Raw genomic sequence first — 22,942 nt, 5'->3', positions numbered from 1 at the left:
GCATGAACATGAATGTCGAGCTGAGCGCACACAGCGCCGTTGCCTGCAACAACGGCGAGCCGTTGTTGCGCCTGCAGGGGGTCAGCCGCAGTTTTCTGGCCGGCGACCGCGAGTTCCTGGCGCTGAAGGGTATCGACCTGCAGATCCACAGTGGCGAGCTGGTGGCGATCATTGGCGCCTCTGGGTCCGGCAAGTCGACCCTGATGAATATCCTCGGCTGCCTGGACAACGCCAGCAGTGGCAGCTACCAGGTCGGCGGGCAAGAGACGCGCACGCTGGACGACGATGCCCTGGCGGCGCTGCGCCGCGACCATTTTGGCTTCATCTTCCAGCGCTACCACCTGCTGCCGCACTTGGATGCCCTGCACAACGTCGAGATTCCAGCAGTGTATGCCGGCACTGCGCACGGGCAACGCCACGACCGGGCACGTGAGCTGCTCACGCGCTTGGGGCTTGCCGGGCATCTGGAACACCGCCCCAGCCAGTTGTCCGGCGGGCAGCAGCAGCGTGTGAGTATCTGCCGGGCGCTGATGAACGGTGGCCAGGTGATCCTCGCCGACGAGCCGACCGGTGCGCTGGACACGGCCAGTGGCAAAGAGGTGATGAATATTCTGCTGGAGCTGCACGCAGCCGGGCACACGGTGATCCTGGTGACCCACGACCCCAAGGTCGCCGCGCATGCCGAACGGGTCATCGAGGTCAGCGACGGTCAGATCGTCAGCGACCGGCGCACGGGCACTGCAGCCATGCCCACCCCGGTGGCCGAGCCGGCACCGGCCGCCTCGCCGGCAAGGCGCCTGGTCGCCAGCCTGGGGATGTTCCGCGAGGCCTTCAAGATGGCCTGGATCGCTTTGATCTCGCACCGCATGCGCACCTTGTTGACCATGCTCGGGATTGTCATTGGCATCACCTCGGTGGTGTCCATCTCGGCCATCGGTGAAGGGGCCAAGGGCTACGTGCTCAAGGACATCCAGGCAATTGGCAGCAACACCATCGATATCTATTCGGGCAGCAACTTCGGAGACAGCCGGGCGAAGACCATCGAAACCCTGGTGCCCGCCGACGTCACGGCGCTCAACGCGCTGTACTACGTCGACAGCGCCACCCCGGTGATCGGCCAAAGTACCTTGGTGCGCTACCGCAACCTCGATGTCGATGTGCAGCTCAATGGCGTCAGCGAACACTACTTCCAGGTGCGCAACATTCCCCTGGCCGCCGGTATCGTGTTCAGTGCCGAGGACGCCAGGCGCCAGGCCCAGGTGGTGGTGATCGACCACAACACCCGCAAGCGCCTGTTCGGCCCCAACGTAGATCCGCTGGGGCAGGTGATTCTGGTGGGGAACCTGCCGTGCACGGTGATCGGCGTCACCGCCGAGAACAAGAACCTGTTCGTCGCCAGCAACCAGCTGAATATCTGGGTGCCGTACGAGACTGCTGCTGGCCGCGTGCTTGGCCAACGCCACTTGGACAGCATCAGCGTGCGCATCAAGGACGGCGTGCCCAGCAAACGGGTCGAAGAGGAGGTGACCAAGCTGATGCTGCAACGCCATGGCACCAAGGACTTTTTCACCAATAACCTCGACAGCATCATGCAGACCGTGCAAAAGACCAGCCGCTCGCTGACCCTGCTGCTGTCGCTGATCGCGGTGATTTCGCTGGTGGTGGGCGGTATCGGGGTGATGAACATCATGCTGGTGTCGGTGACCGAGCGTACCCGCGAGATCGGCATTCGCATGGCGGTGGGGGCACGGCAGTCGGACATCCGTCAGCAGTTTCTGGTGGAGGCGGTGATGGTCTGCCTGTTTGGCGGGTTGGTCGGTATTGGCTTGTCGTACGGCATCGGCTACCTGTTTGAGTTGTTCGTCAAACAGTGGGAGATGGTGTTCTCACCGGCGTCGATCGTGATGGCGTTTGCCTGTTCGACGTTGATTGGGGTGGTGTTCGGCTTTGTGCCAGCGCGCAACGCGGCCCGGCTTGACCCGATCGAAGCGCTGGCACGGGATTGAGGTGCCCTGTGCCTCAACCCGTGTAGGAGCAGCCTTGTGCTGCGAAGAGGCCGGTGATAACACCGTGAATCTTCGTTGCTATAACCGGCCTCTTCGCAGCACAAGGCTGCTCCTACACGGTGATTCGTGCCCAAGCGGGAATTACAAGATCAAACTGCCGTATACATCCAGCGCATCAACGAATGCCGCCCGCTGATACCCAGCTTGATCGCCGCCCTGCGTAAATAGCTTTCGACCGTATTCACCTTCAACTCCAGCCGCTCGGCCTGCTCCGGTGCGGTATGCCCGGCCAGCAGGCCAAGGCACACCTGACGCTCCCGTTCGGACAGCTTCAGCCCCGATTGCGCCAGGCGGTCAAGAAAACGCTGTTCGAGGCTCTCTTGCGTGGCGCGCTCGGCGGCGGGTTGCAGGGCATCGATGTGCTTTTCCAGCATCGGCAACAGCAGGGGCGAGATGTCATCCAGGCGGTTGCGCTCGAAGGCGGAGAAGCCATAGGCGGAGTCAGCGCGCAGCACCTGGATTTCGTAGCGGGCGTCGCCTTTGCGGCGAATCAGGTGCAAGCGCGACGGGTCGCTGCAGTCCCTGCTTGGCTGCACGTCCGAGGAAAATACGGTCTCGTTGATCACGGGCGCGTTGGCTTCAGGGCCAGCCGGGGCCACGGGCAGCAGGCGTATGTGCGTGGCGTCGATGGTCAGGTGGGCCTGGATCAGGTCGTGCAGCATGCGCGGGAATTGGCGGCTGCCGGTGCTGGCAATGACTTTGCCGATTTGTGGGTAGAGCAGGTGCGAATTCATCGTGTCGTCCATGAGGTCCGGTGGTGCAATTTCCCGTCTGGCTGTTGGCCCGCATCCTGGGCCGCATTCGGGAGGTGATGGGTATCCTAGTACAACGATTGAGTGACGGTTAAATGAAGTGGCGATAGTGGCATAATAATGGCTTCTATGGCAGGCGACTGCTGTGGCGCGGGTTGTCGGGTATGATGCTTGCCCCCATCATCTTCAAGAGGCCTGCCCCATGTCCCTGAGTGCTGAACAGATTGGCGAATTCCGCGCCTTTGCCGAGCAGTTGGCCGATGCCGCCGCTGTGGCGATCACGCCGTATTTCCGTGCCAGCCTGGACGTCGAGGACAAGGGCGGGCGGTTGTACGACCCGGTGACGGTGGCCGACAAGGCGGCTGAAGATGCGATGCGCGCGCTGATCCAGGCGCGCTATCCCGAGCACGGTATTTTGGGTGAAGAGCAGGGCGTGGCAGTGGGCACCAGCCCCTTGACCTGGGTACTCGACCCGATCGACGGTACCCGCGCGTTCATCACCGGCTTGCCGCTGTGGGGCACCTTGATTGCCTTGAACGATGGCACGCGTCCGCGGGTAGGGGTAATGAACCAGCCTTTTACCGGCGAACGCTTCGTTGGCACCCCGGAAGGTGCCTGGCGCAGTGGCACGCCGCTGAAAACCCGTGCCTGCGCCGACCTGGCCTCGGCCACGCTGATGTGCACCACCCCGGACATGTTCGACACCGCAGCGCGCAAGGCAGCGTTCGAGACCGTGGCCGGCAAGGCTCGGCTGATGCGTTACGGCGGCGACTGCTATGCCTATTGCATGCTGGCGTCGGGCTTTGTCGATGTGATCGTGGAGGCGAGCCTGCAGCCGTATGACGTGCAGGCCTTGATGCCGATCATCGAAGGGGCGGGCGGTGTGATCACGGCCTGGGATGGCAGCTCGGCGCAGCATGGTGGGTGTGTGGTGGCCTGTGGTGACCCGGCGTTGCATGCGCAGGTAGTGGAGATGTTGCGTCACGCCATGTGACATCGCACTTTTTCGGTTTCTTGGGCTCTATGCTTGGCCAGGCTGCACTGATCCCCGGTGTGGCCGCCGAATATCGACCCGGTGCCGATGGTTGCAAGCCCTTCCAGAATAGTCCCCGGCCTGCTGTTGGCAGGCGCCCTGACGTGCCTGTGCGCCTGTACCCAAGAGCAGGGCCGTGACATCGTCAGCCAGTTCGGCAACGGCAAGCCCAGCGAGCTGTTCCAGACCAGCGTCGACCGCCTGGCGACGTTGTCGATGCGCGACAACCTGCAGAGCTTGTACCTGCTGATGAACAAGCTGTACCTGCGCAACCCCAACCAGTGGAAAATGTCTGGCTACGTCGATGCCGCCACGGCCGAGCGGCAGATCCGCATAGCCATCGAACAGCGCCAACCGTTGGCGCAACTGGGCAATCGCCGCGACCTTGCCGCCTTGAGTTACGCGCTGAGCCCCGAGTTTCGCGGGGACCGGGTCGGCGCGTTCATCTATGCCATCGGCAGCATGCTGATTACCGCCCATGGCGGGCGCACCGAGTTCTACATGACGGACACCATCGACCCGCTGTTCGTCAATAACGCGGCACGCAATATCGAGAAAGCCACCTGGATGCTTAGCCAGCGGCAGGATGCCAACGGCGTGCTGTTGCTGTTCTCCAACGAGATTTCGGAGGAGGGCAGCAACCTGAGTTTCGCCGTCGAGTTCGGCAAGATCGTGGCGCGGCTGGATTTGCTGGCAGAGCTGCTGGACGAGCGCTATCGGCGGATAGGGCTCAATTATGCGCAAAGCCTGTTGTTGATGAATTTCTTGCCGGTGCAGTGACCCGGGCCTTAAGTGGCGGCCGTCAGCAACGGTTGAAACTCCGCCAACAACCAGTCACGCAACCGTCGGCAACTGGCGTCATGTTCCTTGTCTTCGTTGAAGGCCAGGAAATGGAAGGTGTCCTTGAGCACCAACTGCTGTTCGACCGGCCGCACCAGCAAGCCTTGCTCCACCAGCGGGCCCACCAGGTGGTGCCAACCCAATGCCACGCCCTGGCTACTCAGGGCAAGCTGCACCAGCAGGTTGTAGTCATTGGCATTGAAGAAATGCGGCGCCGTGCTGGCACGGCTCTTCAGGTCGACGTCATGGAACGCCAACCAGACATTCCAGTCGACGTGCTCGGCCACCTGTGAGCGCCCATAGGGGCTGAGGTTGAGCAGGGAGCCGTCGCGAATCCCTTCCAAGGTAGCCAGCTGTGGGTGCTGTGCCAGGTATTGCGGGCTGCATACCGGGTAGACCACATCATGGTTGAGCGGGTGGCAGCTGTAGCCGGCCTGGATCTTGCCCAGCTTGGTGATGTAGATGTCCGGCCGTACGCCAGGCTCCATCGACAGGAAGTTCTGGGTCGTCACCAGGTTGATGTCGATGTCGGGGTTTTGCTCGAAGAACTTCGGCATCCGTGGCCCCAGCCACAGGGCGGCAAACGCTGGCGAGCAGCACAGGGTAACCACGTGCTTGGGGTTGATGTTGCTGCGGATTCGCTCGGCCGCCTGGGAGATGTTGACGAACGATAACTGCACCGCATCGAAGAAGATTGAACCCGCCACGGTCAGCTCTACCGCGCGGCCGACACGGGTAAACAGTTCGGCACCCAGGTAGGTTTCCAGTTCACGGATCTGCCGGCTCACGGCGGCCTGGGTGACGCACAGGGCCTCGGCGGCACGGGTGAAATTCTGGTATTTGGCGGCCGCGACGAAGACTTTGACCGCGCGCAGCGAAGGCATCTTGATCAAGGTCTGATCGGGTTCGGAGTGTCTGACCATGTCGGTAGGGTTCAGGTCCTGTGTAGGAGCAGCCTTGTGCTGCGAAAGGGCCCTTACCGGCATCCCATAACCAGTGTATGAGCGGGCCTCTTCGCAGCACAAGGCTGCTCCTACAAAGGGCGGGGCGGGGTTCAGGCCTTGATTGATAACTTCAGGTAATGATTAGCGCCCTGCAAATGTCGTTGGACCCACCCTGGGCCAAGGCATAACGTAAATCCCACGGCGCGACATTGAGACATCGATGTCGAATAACTTTTTGAAGCAGGACTTTCTGCGTGCCGGTGTTGACTCACGTTCGCTCTTGAACGGACTGCCAAGCGTACTCGCTCTGATCTACCCGCCTTACCGAACAGTGCGATGTTGATAGATTGGTTAATAAGCATAATAACGAGGGTCGTATGAGCCATGCCGATGAGATTCTTTCGGTAAACAACATCTTCAAAGTGTTCGGCCCCAACCCGAACATGGCCATGGAGATGCTCCGCAAGGGCGCCGACAAGAACGAAATCTTCAGAAAGACCGGCCATGTCGTCGGCGTGTTCGATGCAAGCTTTTCCGTCAAACGTGGCGAGATCTTCGTCATCATGGGCCTGTCGGGCTCGGGAAAGTCGACCATGGTGCGGCTGTTCAACCGCCTGATCGAACCCACCGCCGGCAGCATTCACCTCAACGGCCGCGAAATTACCGGCCTGTCCGATAAAGCCCTGCTCGATGTGCGCCGCAAGGAAATGGGCATGGTGTTCCAGTCCTTCGCCTTGATGCCGCACATGAGCGTGCTGCAGAACACCGCCTTCGGCCTGGAAATCGCCGGCGTTGCTGAAACCGAACGCCACCGCCGTGCCCGCGAGGCGCTGAGCCAGGTCGGCCTGGCCGGCCACGAGCACAGCTACCCGCACCAGCTGTCCGGCGGCATGCAGCAGCGCGTGGGCCTGGCACGGGCGCTGGCCAACGACCCGACCATCCTGTTGATGGACGAAGCCTTCTCGGCCCTCGACCCGCTGATCCGCAACGAGATGCAGGGCGAGCTGATGCGCCTGCAGGCCGAGCAGCAGCGCACCATCCTCTTCATTTCCCACGACATCGAGGAAGCCATCCGCATCGGCCATCGCATCGCGATCATGGAGGGCGGCCGGGTGGTGCAAATCGGCACCCCGCAGCAGCTGATCAACCAGCCGGCCAACGATTACGTGCGCGCGTTCTTCAAGACCTTCAACAGCCGCTGCCAGTGTTCTAGCCTGGCCAACAGCACGCCGTTGCAGTCCCTGAGCCGCCACTGACCCCCGCGAGGTTTGCCCCATGTCCGAATTCAGCCTGCTCGACCCGTTCCAGGCGGCCACCATCCCCCTGGGCGACTGGGTCACCGCTACCCTCAACTTCCTCGTGCACAACTTCCGTGAGGTATTTCGCGCCATCCGCTGGCCGATCGACCAGGTGCTCAACGGCATCGAGTTCACCCTGCAGAGCATCCCTCCCACCATCGGCATCCTGCTGTCGTCCTTGCTCGGCTGGCAGCTGGCGGGCAAGCGCATGGCGCTGCTGTGCTTCGTCACCCTGACCCTGCTGGGGCTGATCGGCGTGTGGTCGGAGTCGATGACCACCTTGGCGCTGGTGCTCACTTCGGTGTTTTTCTGCGCGGTGATCGGCATCCCGCTGGGCATCGTCTGCGCCCGCAGCAACCGCCTGGAAAGCATCATCCGCCCCGTGCTCGATGCGATGCAGACGCTGCCGGCGTTCGTCTACCTGGTGCCGGTGGTGATGCTGTTCGGCATCGGCAACGTGCCGGGTGTGCTGGTGACCATCGTGTTTGCCCTGCCGCCCCTGGTGCGCTTGACCAACCTGGGCATCCGCCAGGTGCCGGAAGACAAGATCGAAGCGGCCCGCGCCTTTGGCTGCACGCCGCGCCAGATGCTGACCCGCGTGCAGCTGCCGCTGGCCACCTCGACCATCATGGCCGGGCTCAACCAAACCCTGATGCTGTCGCTGTCGATGGTGGTGATCGCCTCGATGATCTCGGTCGGCGGCCTGGGCCAGATGGTGCTGCGCGGCATCGGCCGGCTGGACATGGGCCTGGCCACCGTCGGTGGCATGGGGCTGGTGCTGTTGGCGATCTTCCTCGACCGCCTGACCCAAGCCATGGGCGCGCGCACCAATGCCGACCCGAGCCTGCGCTGGTACCACACCGGGCCCGTGGGTGCGGTGCTGCGCCTATGCGGCTCAGGGCACGCTGCAGGGCGGCGCAAGACCGGCTGACGCAAACACATTCGTACTGCCGCACACGACATAAAAACCAGAAGAAGGTACGCGACGATGTTGGAATCCAAGTTCTCCCGCAGCATCCTGCAAGGCGCCAGCGCGCTGGCCCTGGTAATCGCCTCGCTGTGCGCCAACGCCTCGGCCGACAAGCCGGGCGAGGGCGTGAAGGTAACGCCGATCTTCCCCTCCATCGCCGAAGAGCGCTTCCGCGGCGAAGTCGCCATGGAAGGCCTGCGCGAGCTGGGCTACAAGGTCCAGGAGCCTAAGGAAACCGAGTACGGCGTGATGATGGTGGCCCTGGCCAACGGCGATGCCGACTTCACCGTGCACCTGTGGGACAAGCTGCACGACAAGTTCTACCAGCAGGCCGGCGGCGATGACGTGATGGTCAAGGCCGGCGACATCATGCCTGGCGTGCTGCAGGGCTACCTGATCGACAAGAAGACCGCCGAGCAGTACCACATCAAGTACATCACCGACCTGAAGAAGCCGGAGATCGCCAAGCTGTTCGACACTGACGGCAACGGCAAGGCCAACCTGACTGGCTGCAACCCTGGCTGGGGCTGCGAGCTGATCATCTCGCACCACATCAAAGCCTATGACCTGGACAGCAGCGTGCACGTCGACCAAGGCTCGTACTTCGCGCTGATGGCGGACACCATCACCCGCTACAAGGAAGGCAAGCCGATCCTGTACTTCACCTGGGTGCCACAGTGGATCTCCACCGTGCTGGTTGAGGACAAGGACGTGGTTTGGCTGGAAGTACCGAAGACCGACCTGCCGGATGGCAACAACGATGTCGACACGATGTACAAGGGCAAGAACCTGGGCTTTGCGGTCGACAAGGTAGAGGCGGTGCTGAACAAGGAATTCGCCCAGGAAAACCCGGCAGCCACCAAGTTCCTGTCGCTGATGCAGATCACCACGGCGGACGAGAGCGCGCAGAACCTCAAGATGCAGCAAGGTGAGAAAAAACCTGCTGACATCACCCGCCATGCCAAAGAATGGGTTGCGGCGCATCGCCAGCAGTTCGACGCGTGGCTGCAAGCGTCGCTCGCGGCGGCGACACAGGCCAGCAAGTAACCTGTTCCATCGGTGAGCGCTTCTTCGCGGGCAAGCCCGCTCCCACAGGGTTCGTGCCAGCGTTGGGTTTGCGCGCTGCCTGTAGGCGCGCTTGCTCGCGAAGAAGCCAACGCGATTTTTGCAGTTGAGTCAAAGCCATGAACCATTTCGAAAGCACCCTCAAGAACGCCAACCTGGCCCACCTGGACACCTCAGGCCGTACCTCGCTGTCGATGCCGTGCCAACGCGTCGCCTTCGTGTTACGTGAGCATTTCTCCATGATGGCCTTTACTGCGGCCATGGACACCCTGGTCACCGCCAACCTGATGAGCGCCACGCCACTGTTCCAAATCCAGGTAGTGGGTGATGGAGCACAGGTCATGAGCGACCTGGGCATCGCTTTGCCGGTCAACACGCCACTGGCCGAACTCGATGTGCAGGTGCTAGATACCCTGTTGGTATGCGGTGGGTTTCGGGTGCGCCTCGAAAGCGCACCGCTGCTGCGCGCCAAGCTGCGCCAGGCCGACCAGCATGGCTGCCAGCTGGGTGGTCTATGGAACGGCACCTACTTCCTGGCCGAAGCGGGCCTGCTCAATGACCACGACTGCGCCTTCCACCCCGATGGCCGGGCGATGATGAGCGAGCTGTTCCCCAAGGTACGTGTCAGCCGCCAAGCCCATGTGCTGGACGGTCGGCGCCTGAGTTGCGCAGGGGCTAGCAGTGCCCTGGACATGATGCTGGCCTTGCTCGAACACAGGGGTGGCAACGGGTTGCGCCGGGCGGTGGAGCAGATGCTGGCCTGCGATCGCGCACGGGTGATGAGCGATGCCCCGGCCACTGCAGCGGACATCGACCCCAGCCTGCCCAAGGGCATACGCTTGGCCCTTGAGCTGATGCATGCGAATATCGAAGACCCGATCGGCATCGACGAAATCGCCGAACATGCAGGCTTGTCGCGTCGGCACCTGGAGCGGCTGTTCCGCCGCCATGTACAGGCGACACCGCCGCGCTACTACCTGGAATTGCGCCTGACCCATGCCCGGCAGTTGCTGCAACACACCAGCAAGTCTTTGACCGAAGTGGCCGTGGCCAGCGGCTTTGTCAGTTTTCCGCATTTCTACCGGCGTTTTCGTGAGCTGTTCGCCGTTGCGCCGCGCCAGTTTCGGGCGAGGAGCCAGGGGTGGGCAGGGCGGCAGGAAGTGGCGGTGCATTGAAAGGTTGCGTTCCGCGCCATGAGCCATGAATGTGCCTTGTCACTCTTCTGCCCTGATTTGCATATTGTTGATGGTCAAGGCTCCGTCGGCATGTCTCAGGAGCGTATGGGTCAGATCTGACATATATTCTGGCAACTCTTGAGCTAGCATCTGGGTATTCTCTGCGGCAAGACTTTGAACATGGTTTCTCAAGGTCCGGTAGTTGGCATGGTTAGGTGATTGAGGATTGCCAAAGCCCTGTCTGTTCGCTTGCAATAGCGTTATTGAAGAGATGACGTAGTTGTCCAGCACATCTTGTGGATTAGGTGCGGCAGCCGGGGCTCCACCTATATTGATCGCGCGTTGCGCTGCACTCGCTTCGGGCGCCACTGGAGCCACTGGAGCCTGTAGAGGCGCAGGATTTCGATCAGCTGACGCCGCGGGAACGGCGTGCCTCCTGTTGGCCGCTCTGTTTGGGTCGTGACGGGTTCGTTGAATTGCCCGGCTGCGAAGCACGAGTAGCTCATTTGGAACTAGCGCGTTTGGCTCGCCCGCCCGTCCCTCTGGGTCAACCAAGTTGACCGGGTCGCCGTTACAATAGGCATAGCTGTTCAAACCACCATTCCCGAATGGGCTTACTTTATCGGGAGAAACGAATCTGCCCAAGGCTGGGCTGAACGAGCGGTAGCCATTTCCCAATAAATATAAGCCTGTTATTGGATCTTGTTGCTCGCCTGTAAATTTAAGTCGGATGGGCATCTGAGAAGGCGCGAGGGCGAACCCAAAGGGCAAATAATTTACAAGGCCAGTTTTCCCTTGTGCGTAGGCGATTATTATCGAGTTTTGGCTGTTGGTAGCCAACAAGGTGAAACCGGTTTTTGTATTAATCATCAGAATACCCAGCAACACTCGCGCTCGTAGATAGATAGCTCCGAATTGTCACTTGTTGTAAGCGTGCTAACAACTAGCAGAAATACCAGGTAGCTGCATTTACCTTTGCCTGTGCCGGCCTTTTCGCGGGTTAACCCACACAGCGTCTTCCTCGGCCCTCGAGACCTTCGCAGCCCTGTACAGAGGCCAGCACAGGAAAATACTGTTCGATAAGCGAACACTAGCTGCATCCGACCTGTCCGCTATCCGCCCATGCAATCCCATCGCCACATTGCCCAACCCCCGCCTTTTTGCTGTAGTGTACCTAACCACCGGTTGTCGCCTGCCCCCGCGACCCGTAACCGGGCCGATAGAATGACCGTGACGACCGCAACCACAGCCCACAAGGCTGTAGGAAGCGGCGACTAGAACAATAACGAAACCGAGTGCCTTGCCTATGGAAAGCCGCCTGCTGAGCGAGCGCAGTAGCGTGTTTCACCACGCCGATCCTTATGCTGTGTCCGATTATGTGAACCAGCACGTGGGCCAGCACTGCATCGGTTTGTCGCGCACCACCCACCCCCAGGCCAGCCTCAGCCACCGCAAATTCGCCGAACTCGACCTGTGCCGCATCAGCTACGGCGGCAGCGTGCGCGTCACCTCGCCCGCGTTGGAAACCATCTACCACTTGCAAGTGTTGCTCAACGGCAACTGCCTGTGGCGCGGGCCCCAGCGTGAGCATCACTTGGTGCCGGGCGAGTTGTTGCTGATCAACCCGGACGACCCGGTTGACCTGACCTACTCGGAAGACTGCGAGAAATTTATCCTCAAGGTGCCGACCCGGCTGCTCGATTCGATCTGCGAAGAACAACGCTGGCATCGCCCGGATGGCGGCGTGCGGTTCCTGCGTAACCACTACCGGCTGGAAGAGTTGGACGGCTTCGTAAACCTGCTGGCGATGGTGTGCCATGAAGCCGAGGTGAATGAGTCGTTGCCGCGGGTGCAGGGGCATTACAGCCAGATTGTGGCCAGCAAACTGCTGACCTTGATGAGCACCAACATTCGGCGCGAAAGCCTGAGTGCACCGGCGGCTAGCCTGGAGCGGATTCTGGATTACATCGAGCGCAACCTGAAGCTGGAGCTGTCGGCTGAGGTGCTGGCGGAGCAGGCCTGCATGAGCGTGCGGTCGCTGTATGCGCTGTTTGATCGGCACCTAGCTACCACGCCTAAGCATTATGTGCGGCAACGCAAGCTAGAGCGGGTGCAGGCGTGTTTGAGTGACCCCACGTGTGGGGTGCGGAGTGTGACGGAGCTTGCTCTGGATTACGGCTTCCTGCATTTGGGGCGGTTTTCCGAGGTGTACCGGCAGCAATTTGGTGAGCTGCCATCGCAGACCTTCAAGCGACGCGGTTAAGCGGAGCCGTGCTTCGTACCTGTTATTTCTGCCAGTTGCGGGCGGATTGGCGCGGACCCACCATTTGCCTTCATGGATAAAATGGTGGCACTTATGTCTACGTCGCAGCAATTGTATTTTTACTCGCCGGAGGGTCTGGCGATGGTCAAATATCCTGGTACGCAGGCATCGACTATGTTGCGCGCCGCAGAGCAGGTGCTCGCCCAGAAAAAAGATGAACAAGTTGCGATGTGCTCAAGTGACCTGCAGGGTTCGATCATAGGGCTCACGGGTGATAAAACGTCTTATTCGATTCAGTACACGCCTTACGGCCATGACGCTGACATCGTGGATGCCCCTTTGCTGCGATTCAACAGTCAGCGGAAAGTATCCGTCACAGGGCACTACTTATTAGGGCAGGGATACCGTGGGTTTAACCCTGTTCTGATGAGGTTCAATAGCCCCGACAGTCTGAGCCCATTCGGTGTAGGAGGGCTCAATTCTTACATATACTGTGGTGGGGACCCTGTTAACAATACTGATCCCAGTGGTCATAAGGGCGTTCGGAAGCAAAATAAAACTGGCATTAGGCCTGATACAGGAAACACTAAAAGTGGGGATACTATCAATCCAGATTATTCACGGGCGCGCTCTCATGTTGTGAGCGAGGATGTTGTAGCTACAGTTAACGAGCTGGGCCGCAATAATGGGAGCCAATTGCAGAGAATTGTTGAAGCTCCGATATGGTCTAAAGGAGACTATTTAGTGGTGGAGGGGAGTGTTTTAACACTGTCCAAGAATTACGGAGAAACACTCAGCACGAACGCCCAAGTAACGACTACAGCGAGCAACTTTCACAATCCCCTGGCGGAGCAACAGCGTAGAATATGGGAGGCGCTTAAGTTTCTTACTCCGCTTCACGTTAAAATGAAAGCAGCCGAGGACATCCCTCGTATTACCAGTTGGCTCCATGACCCCAAACGGCTGGTTCCAAAAGTGCGAGATCCCGACAAAGCTGGATAACACTCTGCACAATCCGGATAGTCCCCCACCCGTCGAATCCCTAACCTGACCCGGTCTGAACAATAACAATGGAGACCCTGGCCATGTCCCTGGGATTCGACTACCTCAATGCCATGCTCGAAGACGACCGTGAACAGGGCATCTACCGCTGCAAGCGCGAGATGTTCACCGACCCACGCCTGTTCGACCTGGAGATGAAGCACATCTTCGAGGGCAACTGGATCTACCTGGCGCACGAAAGCCAGATCCCCGACAAAAACGACTTCCTCACCCTGACCATGGGGCGCCAGCCGATCTTTATCGCGCGCAACAAGGATGGGGTACTCAATGCCTTCCTCAATGCCTGCAGCCACCGCGGCGCCATGCTGTGCCGGCACAAGCGCGGTAACCGTGCCAGCTACACCTGCCCATTCCATGGCTGGACCTTCAACAACAGCGGCAAACTGCTCAAGGTCAAAGACCCGAGCAACGCCGGCTACCCCGACAGTTTCAACTGCGACGGCTCCCACGACCTGACCAAGGTCGCGCGCTTCGAGTCGTACCGGGGCTTTCTGTTCGGCAGCTTGAATGCCGATGTGAAACCGCTGGTAGAGCACCTGGGCGAGTCGGCCAAGATCATCGACATGATCGTCGACCAGTCGCCCGAAGGCCTGGAAGTGCTGCGTGGCGCCAGTTCGTATATCTACGAAGGCAACTGGAAGCTCACCGCCGAGAACGGCGCCGACGGCTACCACGTCAGCTCCGTGCACTGGAACTACGCCGCCACCCAGAACCAGCGCAAACAGCGCGAGGCGGGTGACGAGATCAAGACCATGAGCGCAGGCGCTTGGGCCAAGCAGGGCGGGGGCTTCTATTCCTTCGACCATGGCCACCTGCTGCTGTGGACCCGTTGGGCCAACCCAGAAGACCGCCCGGCCTACGAGCGACGTGACCAGCTGGCCGCCGATTACGGCCAGGCGCGCGCCGACTGGATGATCGAGAACTCGCGCAACCTCTGCCTGTACCCCAACGTGTACCTGATGGACCAGTTCAGTTCGCAGATCCGTATTGCCCGGCCGATTTCGGTGAACAAGACCGAAATCACCATCTACTGCATCGCGCCCAAAGGCGAGAGCGCTGACGCCCGTGCCAAGCGCATCCGCCAGTACGAGGACTTCTTCAACGTCAGCGGCATGGCCACCCCGGACGACCTTGAAGAGTTCCGCTCGTGCCAGACCGGCTACGGCGGCGGCACCGGCTGGAACGACATGTCCCGCGGCGCTGCCCACTGGGTCGAGGGCGCTGACGAGGCGGCCCAGGAAATCGAGCTCAAGCCGCTGTTGTCAGGCGTGCGCACCGAGGACGAAGGCCTGTTCGTGCTGCAACACAAGTACTGGCAGGACACCATGATCCAGGCGCTCAAGGATGAACAGCAACTGATCCCCGTGGAGGCCGTACAATGAGCCTCTACGAAACCGTGCGCGACTTCCTCTACCGCGAAGCGCGCTACCTGGACGACGCCGAATGGGACCAGTGGCTGGAGCTGTACGCAGCCGATGCCAGCTTCTGGATGCCGTCCTGGGACGATGACGACCGCCTCACCGAAGACCCACAAAGCGAAATCTCGCTGATCTGGTACGGCAACCGTGGTGGCCTCGAGGACCGGGTGTTCCGCATCAAGACCGAGCGCTCCAGCGCGACCGTGCCGGACACCCGTACCTCGCACAACATCAGCAACATCGAGATCGTTGAGCAGGGCGAGGGTTACTGCCAGGTGCGCTTCAACTGGCACACACTGAGCTTTCGCTACAAGACCACCGACAGCTACTTCGGCAGCAGCTTCTACACCCTCGATTTGCGCGGCGAGCAGCCGTTGATCAAGGCCAAGAAGGTGGTCCTGAAGAACGACTACGTGCGTCAGGTCATCGACATCTACCACATCTGAACCGAGGTAACGCGAGCCGCCCGGTGTGCCGCATGGCGCGCCGCGGGCAGGCTCGCCCGCGAGGTGCAACATGAGCTTCCAGATCGCACTGAATTTCGAGGACGGGGTAACCCGCTTCATCGAGGCCACTGGCCATGAGACCGTGGCTGACGCCGCCTACCGCCAGGGCATCAACATCCCGCTGGACTGCCGCGACGGCGCCTGCGGTACCTGCAAGTGCAAGGCCGAGTCCGGGCGCTACGACCTGGGCGACAACTTCATCGAAGACGCCCTGAGCGAGGACGAAATCGCCGAAGGCTATGTGCTGACCTGCCAGATGCGGGCTGAATCCGACTGTGTGGTGCGCATCCCGGCCTCTTCGCACGTGTGCAAGACCGAACAGGCCAGTTTCGAAGCCGCCATCAGCGACGTGCGCCAGTTGTCGGCGAGCACCATTGCCCTGTCGATCAAGGGCGAGGCGCTGAGCCGGCTGGCGTTCCTGCCGGGGCAATACGTCAACCTCAAGGTGCCCGGCAGCGAGCAGAGCCGCGCTTACTCGTTCAGCTCGCTGCAAAAGGACGGCGAGGTCAGCTTCCTGATCCGCAATGTGCCGGGCGGCTTGATGAGCAGCTTCCTCACCAACCTGGCCAAGGCCGGCGACAGCATGAGCCTGGCTGGGCCGCTGGGCAGTTTCTACTTGCGGCCGATCCAGCGCCCACTGCTGTTGCTGGCAGGTGGCACCGGGCTGGCACCGTTCACCGCGATGCTGGAGAAGATCGCCGAGCAGGGCAGCGAGTACCCGTTGCACCTGATCTACGGGGTCACCAACGACTTCGACTTGGTCGAACTGGACCGCCTGCAGGCCTTGGCGGCGCGCATTCCAAACTTCACCTTCAGCGCCTGCGTGGCCAACCCAGACAGCCAGTACCCGCAGAAAGGCTATGTCACCCAGCACATCGAACCGCGCCACCTCAATGACGGCGATGTGGACGTGTACCTGTGCGGGCCACCGCCGATGGTCGAGGCAGTCAGCCAGTACGTTCGCGAGCAGGGCATTACGCCGGCGAACTTCTACTACGAGAAGTTCGCCGCCGCGGCCTGAGTTTCCTTGGGGCCGCCCTTGTGGGAGCGGGCTTGCCCCGCGAACACGGGCGCAGCCCGTGCCATCCACCGTGGGGTCTGCTAGCGGGGCAAGCCCGCTCCCACAGCGTCCGCGTCAGCATGGAGAAATACTGATGAACACAAGATTTCAAGGCAAAGTCGCCCTGGTCACCGGCGCCGCCCAAGGCATTGGCCGCGGCGTGTGCTGGCGGCTCAAGGCCGAAGGCGCGCAGGTGGTGGCGGTGGACCGCTCCGAGTTGGTCCACGAATTGGCCGGGGAGGGCATGCTGACCCTCACCGCCGACCTCGAACTGCACAGCGATTGTGCCCGCGTCATGGCCGCTGCGGTCGAAGCGTTCGGCCGCCTCGACATCCTGGTCAACAATGTCGGCGGCACCATTTGGGCCAAGCCTTTCGAACACTACGAAGTGGAACAGATCGAGGCCGAAGTGCGCCGCTCGTTGTTCCCCACCTTGTGGTGTTGCCATGCCGCGTTGCCGTACATGCTCGAACGCGGGGCAGGGGCCATTGTCAACGTCTCGTCCATCGCCACCCGTGGCGTCAACCGCGTGCCCTACGGCGCGGCCAAAGGCGGCGTCAATGCGCTCACCGCCTGCCTGGCTTTCGAAACCGCCGGCCGCGGTATCCGTGTCAATGCCACTGCCCCTGGCGGCACCGAGGCACCGCCACGGCGCGTGCCACGCAACAACGCCGAGCAGAGCGCGCAGGAAAAGGCCTGGTACCAGCAAATCGTCGACCAGACCCTCGACAGCAGCTTGATGCACCGCTACGGCAGCATCGACGAGCAGGTCGGCGCCATCCTCTTCCTGGCCTCCGACGAAGCCTCCTACATCACCGGCGTAACGCTGCCGGTAGGGGGCGGCGACCTCGGCTGAGTCAGCCCCCCGGCAACCGTTTTCCTCCACAACAAAAACAACAGAGACAGATGCCATGCGAACCCTTGACGTGCACCCGATCATCGATAATGCGCGCTTTACCGCGTTCCACTGGATGGTCATGGCCTGGTGCGGCCTGCTGCTGATCTTCGACGGCTATGACTTGTTCATTTACGGCGTGGTACTGCCGGTAATCATGAAAGAGTGGGGCCTGACGCCCCTGCAGGCCGGCGCCCTGGGCAGTTATGCGCTGTTCGGCATGATGTTTGGCGCCCTGGTATTCGGCAGCCTGGCCGACCGCATCGGGCGCAAGAAGGGGATCGCCATCTGCTTCGCGTTGTTCTCCACGGCAACCATCCTCAACGGCTTTGCCACCAGCCCCAGCGAGTTCGGCATCTACCGCTTCATCGCCGGTCTCGGGTGTGGCGGCTTGATGCCTAACGCCGTGGCATTGATGAACGAATACGCCCCCAAGCGCCTGCGCAGCACGCTGGTGGCGATCATGTTCAGTGGTTATTCGCTGGGCGGCATGCTGTCGGCAGGCGTCGGTATTTTCATGCTGCCGCGTTTCGGCTGGGAGTCGATGTTCTTCGCTGCGGCGGTACCGCTGCTGCTGTTGCCGGTGATTCTCTACTACCTGCCAGAATCCATTGGCTTCCTGGTACGTAAAGGGCGTACCGAAGAAGCCCGCAAGCTGCTCAAACAGCTTGACCCCGCGTGCGACATCCAGCCTGGTGACGTGCTTCAGGCAACCGACCGCAAGGGGGCTGGCAGCTCGGTCGTCGAGCTGTTCCGCAACGGCCTGGCCGTGCGCACCCTGGCCCTGTGGCTGGCGTTCTTCTGCTGCCTGCTGATGGTCTACGCGCTCAGTTCATGGTTGCCGAAGCTGATGGCCAACGCGGGTTACAGCCTGGGTTCGAGCCTGTCGTTCCTGTTGGCGCTGAACTTCGGTGGCATGGCCGGGGCGATTTTAGGGGGCTGGTTGGGCGACCGCTACAACCTGGTCAAGGTCAACGTCGGTTTCTTCATTGCAGCCGCGCTGTCGATCAGCCTGTTGGGGGTGAACAGCCCGATGCCGGTGCTGTACCTGCTGATCTTCATCGCCGGCGCCACCACCATCGGCACGCAGATCCTGCTGTATGCCGGCGCGGCACAGATGTATGGCCTGGCGGTGCGCTCCACCGGCCTGGGCTGGGCGTCGGGCATTGGCCGCAATGGCGCCATTGTCGGCCCGCTGCTGGGTGGCGCGCTGATGGGCATCAACCTGCCGTTGCAACTGAATTTCATCGCGTTCGCCATCCCTGGCGCGATTGCCGCGCTGGCCATGGCCGTGCACCTGGTCAGTGGCAAGCGCCATGGCCTGTCCACGGCGGCGCAAGCGTAATGAAAACCTTGATCAAGGACAGCTCGCTGTCCGCCATCGTCGCCGGCTGCCTGGCGACGATGATCTCCTACGCTGGCCCATTGGTGATCATCTTTCACGCTGCCGAGGCCGCGCAGTTGTCCCATGGCCAGCTGTCTTCCTGGGTCTGGGCCGTTTCCATGGGCAGCGGAGTGCTCGGCGCTGTACTCAGCCTGCGCTACCGGGTGCCGGTTGTGATCGCCTGGTCGATCCCAGGCTCGGCGCTGTTGGTCACGGCCCTGCCTGAACTCGGCTTGGAGCAGGCCGTGGGGGCGTACCTGGTGGCCAACCTGGTCCTGCTGCTGATTGGCATCAGCGGGGCCTTCGACCGCATCATCGCGCGCCTGCCGGGCTCCATTGCCGCCGGCATGCAAGCCGGCATCTTGTTCAGTTTCGGCATCGAGGTGTTCCGCGCCTTGCCGGTACAGCCGCTGCTGGTGGTGGCGATGTTCATCACCTATGTGCTGATGCGCAGGCTTCAGCCGCGCTATGCGGTGGCCGCCGTACTGTGCGTGGGCACCGTGGTGACCGTGGCCAGCGGGGCGTTTCGCAGCGAGGCGTTGGTGCTGCAACTGGCCTCGCCGCAATGGATTGCCCCGCAATTCAGCTTGGCGGCGGTGTTCAGCCTGGCGTTGCCCATGGTGCTGGTGGCCCTCACAGGGCAATTCATGCCGGGGATGGCGGTGCTGCGCAACGCCGGTTACGCCACACCGGCCAGCCCGCTGATCAGTGCCAGCGCCATCGGTGGCGCCGTGCTCGCGCCTTTTGGTTGCCACGGCCTGAACCTCGCGGCCGTCACCGCAAGCCTGTGCACAGGCCATGAGGCCCATGAAAACCCGCGCCGGCGCTATGTCGCGGCCGTTGCCGGCAGTGTGCTGTACCTGCTGCTTGGGGTTGCTGGGGCCACGTTGATGTCGCTGTTCGCGGCATTTCCGGCGGCACTGATCGCGGCCCTTGCCGGGCTGGCCCTGTACGGGGCAATCAGCGAAGCCCTGGCACGCAGCCTCGCCGAGCCTGCTGAGCGAGATGCCGGGCTGTTCACTTTTTTGGTCACCGCTTCGGGGGTGTCCTTCCTTGGCCTGTCGGCGGCGTTCTGGGGGCTGCTGTTCGGCCTGCTGGCCCACGCGCTGCTCGTTCTGCGGCGGCCTCAAGCGCGGGAGGTAATGCGCCGCACCCCATGATGCCTGTGTTCCCAGCGCTTTATTCCATAAAAACAAGATCAAGAGAGCTTCGGAATGAACCACACCCCTTGCGTCGCTATTGGCCTGACATTGCTCAGCCCACCGCTGCTGGCTGCTGAAGGCGGCTTCTTCGAGGATTCGAAGGCCAGCCTCAGTGCCCGTAATTACTATTTCAGCCGCGACTTCTCCGACATTGTCGGCGCCAATCAACAGTCCAAGGCCGAGGAGTGGGCCCAGGGCTTCATACTTGACTTCAAATCGGGGTACACGCCTGGCACGGTGGGGTTCGGGGTGGATGCACTCGGCCTGCTGGGCATCAAACTCGACAGCAGCCCCGACCGGGTCAATACCGGCCTGTTGCCGGTGCATGGCGATGGCCGCGCCGCAGACGAATACAGCCGCCTGGCGCCGACGTTCAAGGCCAGGCTGTCGAAAACCGAGCTGCGGGTGGGCGAACTGCAGCCCAACCTGCCAGTGCTGACATTCAGTGATATCCGCCTGCTGCCGCCGACTTACCAAGGTGCCAGCCTGTTGTCGACCGAGCTGCAGGGGCTGACCTTGCAAGCCGGGCACCTGACCTCAACCCACCTGCGCAACGAGGGCGGCGACGGCAAGATGAATGCCATGCTCGGCCACGTGCCAATGCGTCAGGCTGAAGGTGACGCGTTCAACTATGTGGGGGGCGACTACGCGTTCAATGCGAACCAAAGCAGTGTCAGCCTCTGGTACGGGCAGTTGGAAGATATCTACGAGCAAGGTTTTGTCGGCCTTAAACACAGCAAACCTGTCGGCGACTGGGTGCTGAGCGCCAACCTTGGCTATTTCACCGCCCGCGAGGACGGCGACGCCCTGCTGGGCAGTATCGATAACCAGGCATTCTTCTCGCTGTTCACTGCCCGCCATGGCGGGCACAGCTTCCATGCAGGGTATCAGGGCATTTATGGCGACAGCCCGTTCCCGCGGGTATTTGCCAACATCTCCCCCTTGGGCAACGAGGTGCCAACCTACGAGTTCGCCTACACCGACGAGCGTTCCTATCAGGTGCGCTACGACTACAATTTTGCCGCCATGGGCGTGCCGGGGCTGACGGCAACGGTGCGGTACATCACCGGCAACAATGTCGATACCGGGCAGGGCTACGAGGGTCGTGACCGGGAGCGCGACCTGGATATCGGCTATGCGGTGCAGAGTGGGGCGTTGAAAGGCCTGGGCATTCGCGTGAGAAATGCCATGGCACGGTCCAACTACCGCAGTGATATCGACGAGAATCGCTTGACCCTGGTGTACACCTGGCAGTTGTTGTGACTACCCAGCTGCCATCTTTTGTCACTGAGCCGCATTTGCACCCAGAGGGTAGAGGGGGTTAGCTTTCACGCGTCATCCTCTCAGGAAATCCCGCCTTGGACTCATTGACCCAAGCCGTACTCGGCGCCGCCCTACAGGGCACTGTGCTCGGTCGCATCCAGGGCCGCCGAGCGCTGCTGTACGGCGCAGCGCTGGCCACATTGCCCGACCTGGACGTAGTCATCCGCTACGCCGACCCGGTGTCGCAGATGACCTACCACCGGGGGTTCTCCCACTCCCTTTTCGTCCTGACCGGGCTGGCGCTGCTGCTGGCCTGGTGCGTCAACCGGTGCTGGCCAGGCAAAGGCTATACCGTTCCGCGCCTGTTCCTGGCGTTCTGGCTGGTGCTGGTCACGCACCCGGTGCTGGACGCTTTTACCGTGTATGGCACGCAACTGTTCTGGCCGTTGGCGCTGACCCCGCAAAGCTGGGCTGCGGTGTTCATCATCGACCCTGTCTACACCGTGCCGCTGCTGGCGGCAGTGAGCTACACCCTCGCCAAGGGCGTGACGGGTACTGCCGTGCGGCTGCTGACCCTGGCACTGGTTTTCAGTACGGCCTACCTCGGCTTTGGCCTGGCTGGGCGCATGCAGGCGGAGCAACGCTTTCAGGCCGCGTTGGACCAGCAGGGCATCACGGTCAGCGACGTACGTGCCGTGCCGATTGCCTTCAACAGCCTGATCTGGCGCGTGCTGGCCAAGACGCCGGACGGCGACTACTACGAAGGTGTCAGCAGTGGGTTCGACCAGCAACCGCCAGAAATGCAGCGCCTGCCACGCAACCTTGAGCTGGCCGCTGCGCTTGGCGGTGCGCCTTTGCATCAGCGCCTGCGCTGGTTCACGGATGACTGGTTGCGCTATGACGAAATCGACGGGGCGCTGGTGGTGACCGACCTGCGCATGGGCATCCCCGGCAACTACACCTTCCGCTTCAACATGGCCCACCGTAATAGCCAGGGGCACTGGATTGCCGACACGCCCACGGCGTGGCGAGGGGCAGGGGTGGCATCGATGTTCAACGGGCATGACCTGGGCTTGATCTGGCGGCGTATCGTCGATCAGCAACCCCCATTGCCACTGGCTGAGTGGACTTCGCGCTACCTGGGGCCGGCTGCAGTACCGCCCAGGGGCGATTAAACGAAGATTCTGTTTACCGCCGCAGCCCCCATTTTGCGGGGGAAATCGGGTACAGGGCACAGCTATTTTGCGGCTTGGTGGAATTCTTAGTAGCTTATCGTCGCCAAAGCGCTCAATATGCCACTGCAGGGGCTGGTTGTTTGATAAGGCCCTCGTTGTAATTTCACGTAAAACGCATCAAATAAGCCATCGAGGGCTCAGAGCATGTCCAACAGACAAACCGGTACAGTTAAATGGTTCAACGATGAAAAAGGGTTCGGCTTCATTACCCCAGCGGGTGGTGGCGACGACCTCTTCGTTCATTTCAAAGCCATTGAATCGGACGGCTTCAAGTCGCTGAAAGAAGGCCAGACTGTTAGCTTTGTTGCCGAAAAAGGGCAAAAAGGCATGCAGGCCGCCCAAGTGCGACCTGAGTAAGACACGCACCCGCCGGCTCGGCGTTCGAACAGGTGCTTGCAACCTTGCGGGTTGACCTGGGTGCTTGATCGAACGGCGTGAAGCCTGGCAATTGTGTGGCGTGTAAAGAAAAGCTCCGTATCGAAAGATAGGGAGCTTTTTTTGTATCTGCCGC

Annotated in this window: 21 protein-coding genes; 18 read left to right on the top strand and 3 right to left on the bottom strand. The window is 61.4% G+C overall.

The window, feature by feature from the left end; all coding sequences use genetic code 11:
• The first annotated feature begins 2 nt into the window (after positions 1-2).
• The gene (locus HU764_RS12905; RefSeq protein WP_186702582.1) at positions 3-2,006 is read left to right on the top strand and encodes a MacB family efflux pump subunit; all 2,004 of its coding nucleotides are present in this window, start codon (positions 3-5) and stop codon (positions 2,004-2,006) included.
• A gap of 149 nt (positions 2,007-2,155) precedes the next feature.
• Here the strand turns inward: HU764_RS12905 and HU764_RS12900 are convergent, their stop codons facing one another.
• Complete coding sequence (locus HU764_RS12900; protein ID WP_186676928.1) at positions 2,156-2,800, bottom strand: helix-turn-helix transcriptional regulator; 645 nt, start codon at positions 2,798-2,800, stop codon at positions 2,156-2,158.
• A gap of 220 nt (positions 2,801-3,020) precedes the next feature.
• On the opposite strand from HU764_RS12900, the gene hisN reads away from it, so the two are divergent.
• Complete coding sequence (gene hisN, locus HU764_RS12895; protein WP_085273361.1) at positions 3,021-3,812, top strand: histidinol-phosphatase; 792 nt, start codon at positions 3,021-3,023, stop codon at positions 3,810-3,812.
• A gap of 87 nt (positions 3,813-3,899) precedes the next feature.
• Positions 3,900-4,631, top strand: a complete 732-nt coding sequence (locus HU764_RS12890; RefSeq protein WP_027596802.1) for a hypothetical protein — start codon at positions 3,900-3,902, stop codon at positions 4,629-4,631.
• An 8-nt stretch (positions 4,632-4,639) separates the two neighbouring features.
• Here the strand turns inward: HU764_RS12890 and HU764_RS12885 are convergent, their stop codons facing one another.
• Positions 4,640-5,614: a LysR family transcriptional regulator gene (locus HU764_RS12885; RefSeq protein ID WP_027596803.1), complete on the bottom strand. Its 975-nt coding sequence runs from the start codon at positions 5,612-5,614 to the stop codon at positions 4,640-4,642.
• A gap of 398 nt (positions 5,615-6,012) precedes the next feature.
• Between HU764_RS12885 and HU764_RS12880 the strand changes: the two genes are divergently transcribed.
• The 4 genes from HU764_RS12880 (at position 6,013) to HU764_RS12865 (ending at position 10,143) form a co-directional block, all read left to right on the top strand.
• Positions 6,013-6,891, top strand: coding sequence for a quaternary amine ABC transporter ATP-binding protein (locus HU764_RS12880; protein ID WP_275970796.1), 879 nt, complete (start codon positions 6,013-6,015; stop codon positions 6,889-6,891).
• Between the two features lie 19 nt (positions 6,892-6,910).
• Positions 6,911-7,864: a glycine betaine/L-proline ABC transporter permease ProW gene (proW, locus tag HU764_RS12875; RefSeq protein ID WP_217835006.1), complete on the top strand. Its 954-nt coding sequence runs from the start codon at positions 6,911-6,913 to the stop codon at positions 7,862-7,864.
• A 57-nt stretch (positions 7,865-7,921) separates the two neighbouring features.
• The gene (proX, locus tag HU764_RS12870) at positions 7,922-8,950 is read left to right on the top strand and encodes a glycine betaine/L-proline ABC transporter substrate-binding protein ProX (protein ID WP_186702915.1); all 1,029 of its coding nucleotides are present in this window, start codon (positions 7,922-7,924) and stop codon (positions 8,948-8,950) included.
• 137 nt (positions 8,951-9,087) lie between these two features.
• Positions 9,088-10,143 (top strand): GlxA family transcriptional regulator, encoded by a 1,056-nt coding sequence (locus HU764_RS12865; RefSeq protein WP_186702914.1) that lies wholly within the window; start codon positions 9,088-9,090, stop codon positions 10,141-10,143.
• Between the two features lie 39 nt (positions 10,144-10,182).
• Here the strand turns inward: HU764_RS12865 and HU764_RS12860 are convergent, their stop codons facing one another.
• Complete coding sequence (locus tag HU764_RS12860; protein WP_420876189.1) at positions 10,183-11,028, bottom strand: RHS repeat-associated core domain-containing protein; 846 nt, start codon at positions 11,026-11,028, stop codon at positions 10,183-10,185.
• 421 nt (positions 11,029-11,449) lie between these two features.
• On the opposite strand from HU764_RS12860, the gene benR reads away from it, so the two are divergent.
• The 11 genes from benR (at position 11,450) to HU764_RS12805 (ending at position 22,788) form a co-directional block, all read left to right on the top strand.
• Positions 11,450-12,406 carry a benABC operon transcriptional activator BenR gene (gene benR / locus HU764_RS12855; protein WP_186702913.1) on the top strand — a complete coding sequence of 319 codons (957 nt, stop codon included), beginning with the start codon at positions 11,450-11,452 and terminating at the stop codon, positions 12,404-12,406.
• Positions 12,407-12,499: 93 nt separating this feature from the next.
• On the top strand, positions 12,500-13,408 hold the full coding sequence (locus tag HU764_RS12850; RefSeq protein WP_225935645.1) for an RHS repeat-associated core domain-containing protein: 909 nt from the start codon (positions 12,500-12,502) through the stop codon (positions 13,406-13,408).
• Positions 13,409-13,491: 83 nt separating this feature from the next.
• Positions 13,492-14,850: a benzoate 1,2-dioxygenase large subunit gene (benA, locus tag HU764_RS12845; protein ID WP_186681659.1), complete on the top strand. Its 1,359-nt coding sequence runs from the start codon at positions 13,492-13,494 to the stop codon at positions 14,848-14,850.
• The gene (gene benB / locus HU764_RS12840; protein WP_027595427.1) at positions 14,847-15,332 is read left to right on the top strand and encodes a benzoate 1,2-dioxygenase small subunit; all 486 of its coding nucleotides are present in this window, start codon (positions 14,847-14,849) and stop codon (positions 15,330-15,332) included. Before benA ends, benB begins: the two co-directional genes overlap by 4 nt.
• A 70-nt stretch (positions 15,333-15,402) precedes the next feature.
• Positions 15,403-16,413, top strand: a complete 1,011-nt coding sequence (benC, locus tag HU764_RS12835; RefSeq protein ID WP_186702912.1) for a benzoate 1,2-dioxygenase electron transfer component BenC — start codon at positions 15,403-15,405, stop codon at positions 16,411-16,413.
• 133 nt (positions 16,414-16,546) lie between these two features.
• Positions 16,547-17,308 (top strand): 1,6-dihydroxycyclohexa-2,4-diene-1-carboxylate dehydrogenase, encoded by a 762-nt coding sequence (locus HU764_RS12830; protein WP_186702911.1) that lies wholly within the window; start codon positions 16,547-16,549, stop codon positions 17,306-17,308.
• A gap of 55 nt (positions 17,309-17,363) precedes the next feature.
• The gene (locus HU764_RS12825) at positions 17,364-18,692 is read left to right on the top strand and encodes an MFS transporter (RefSeq protein ID WP_186702910.1); all 1,329 of its coding nucleotides are present in this window, start codon (positions 17,364-17,366) and stop codon (positions 18,690-18,692) included.
• Positions 18,692-19,891 carry a benzoate/H(+) symporter BenE family transporter gene (locus tag HU764_RS12820; RefSeq protein WP_186681652.1) on the top strand — a complete coding sequence of 400 codons (1,200 nt, stop codon included), beginning with the start codon at positions 18,692-18,694 and terminating at the stop codon, positions 19,889-19,891. The genes HU764_RS12825 and HU764_RS12820 overlap by 1 nt, the downstream gene beginning before the upstream one ends.
• A gap of 54 nt (positions 19,892-19,945) precedes the next feature.
• Positions 19,946-21,196 carry an OprD family porin gene (locus HU764_RS12815; RefSeq protein WP_099429408.1) on the top strand — a complete coding sequence of 417 codons (1,251 nt, stop codon included), beginning with the start codon at positions 19,946-19,948 and terminating at the stop codon, positions 21,194-21,196.
• Positions 21,197-21,291: 95 nt separating this feature from the next.
• Positions 21,292-22,371 carry a metal-dependent hydrolase gene (locus HU764_RS12810; RefSeq protein WP_186702909.1) on the top strand — a complete coding sequence of 360 codons (1,080 nt, stop codon included), beginning with the start codon at positions 21,292-21,294 and terminating at the stop codon, positions 22,369-22,371.
• 204 nt (positions 22,372-22,575) lie between these two features.
• On the top strand, positions 22,576-22,788 hold the full coding sequence (locus HU764_RS12805; RefSeq protein WP_027595420.1) for a cold-shock protein: 213 nt from the start codon (positions 22,576-22,578) through the stop codon (positions 22,786-22,788).
• Positions 22,789-22,942: the final 154 nt, after the last annotated feature.

The sequence above is a fragment of the Pseudomonas kermanshahensis genome, from assembly GCF_014269205.2.
Taxonomy (GTDB): domain Bacteria; phylum Pseudomonadota; class Gammaproteobacteria; order Pseudomonadales; family Pseudomonadaceae; genus Aquipseudomonas; species Aquipseudomonas kermanshahensis.
This window is presented reverse-complemented; position numbering and strand designations above follow the sequence as displayed.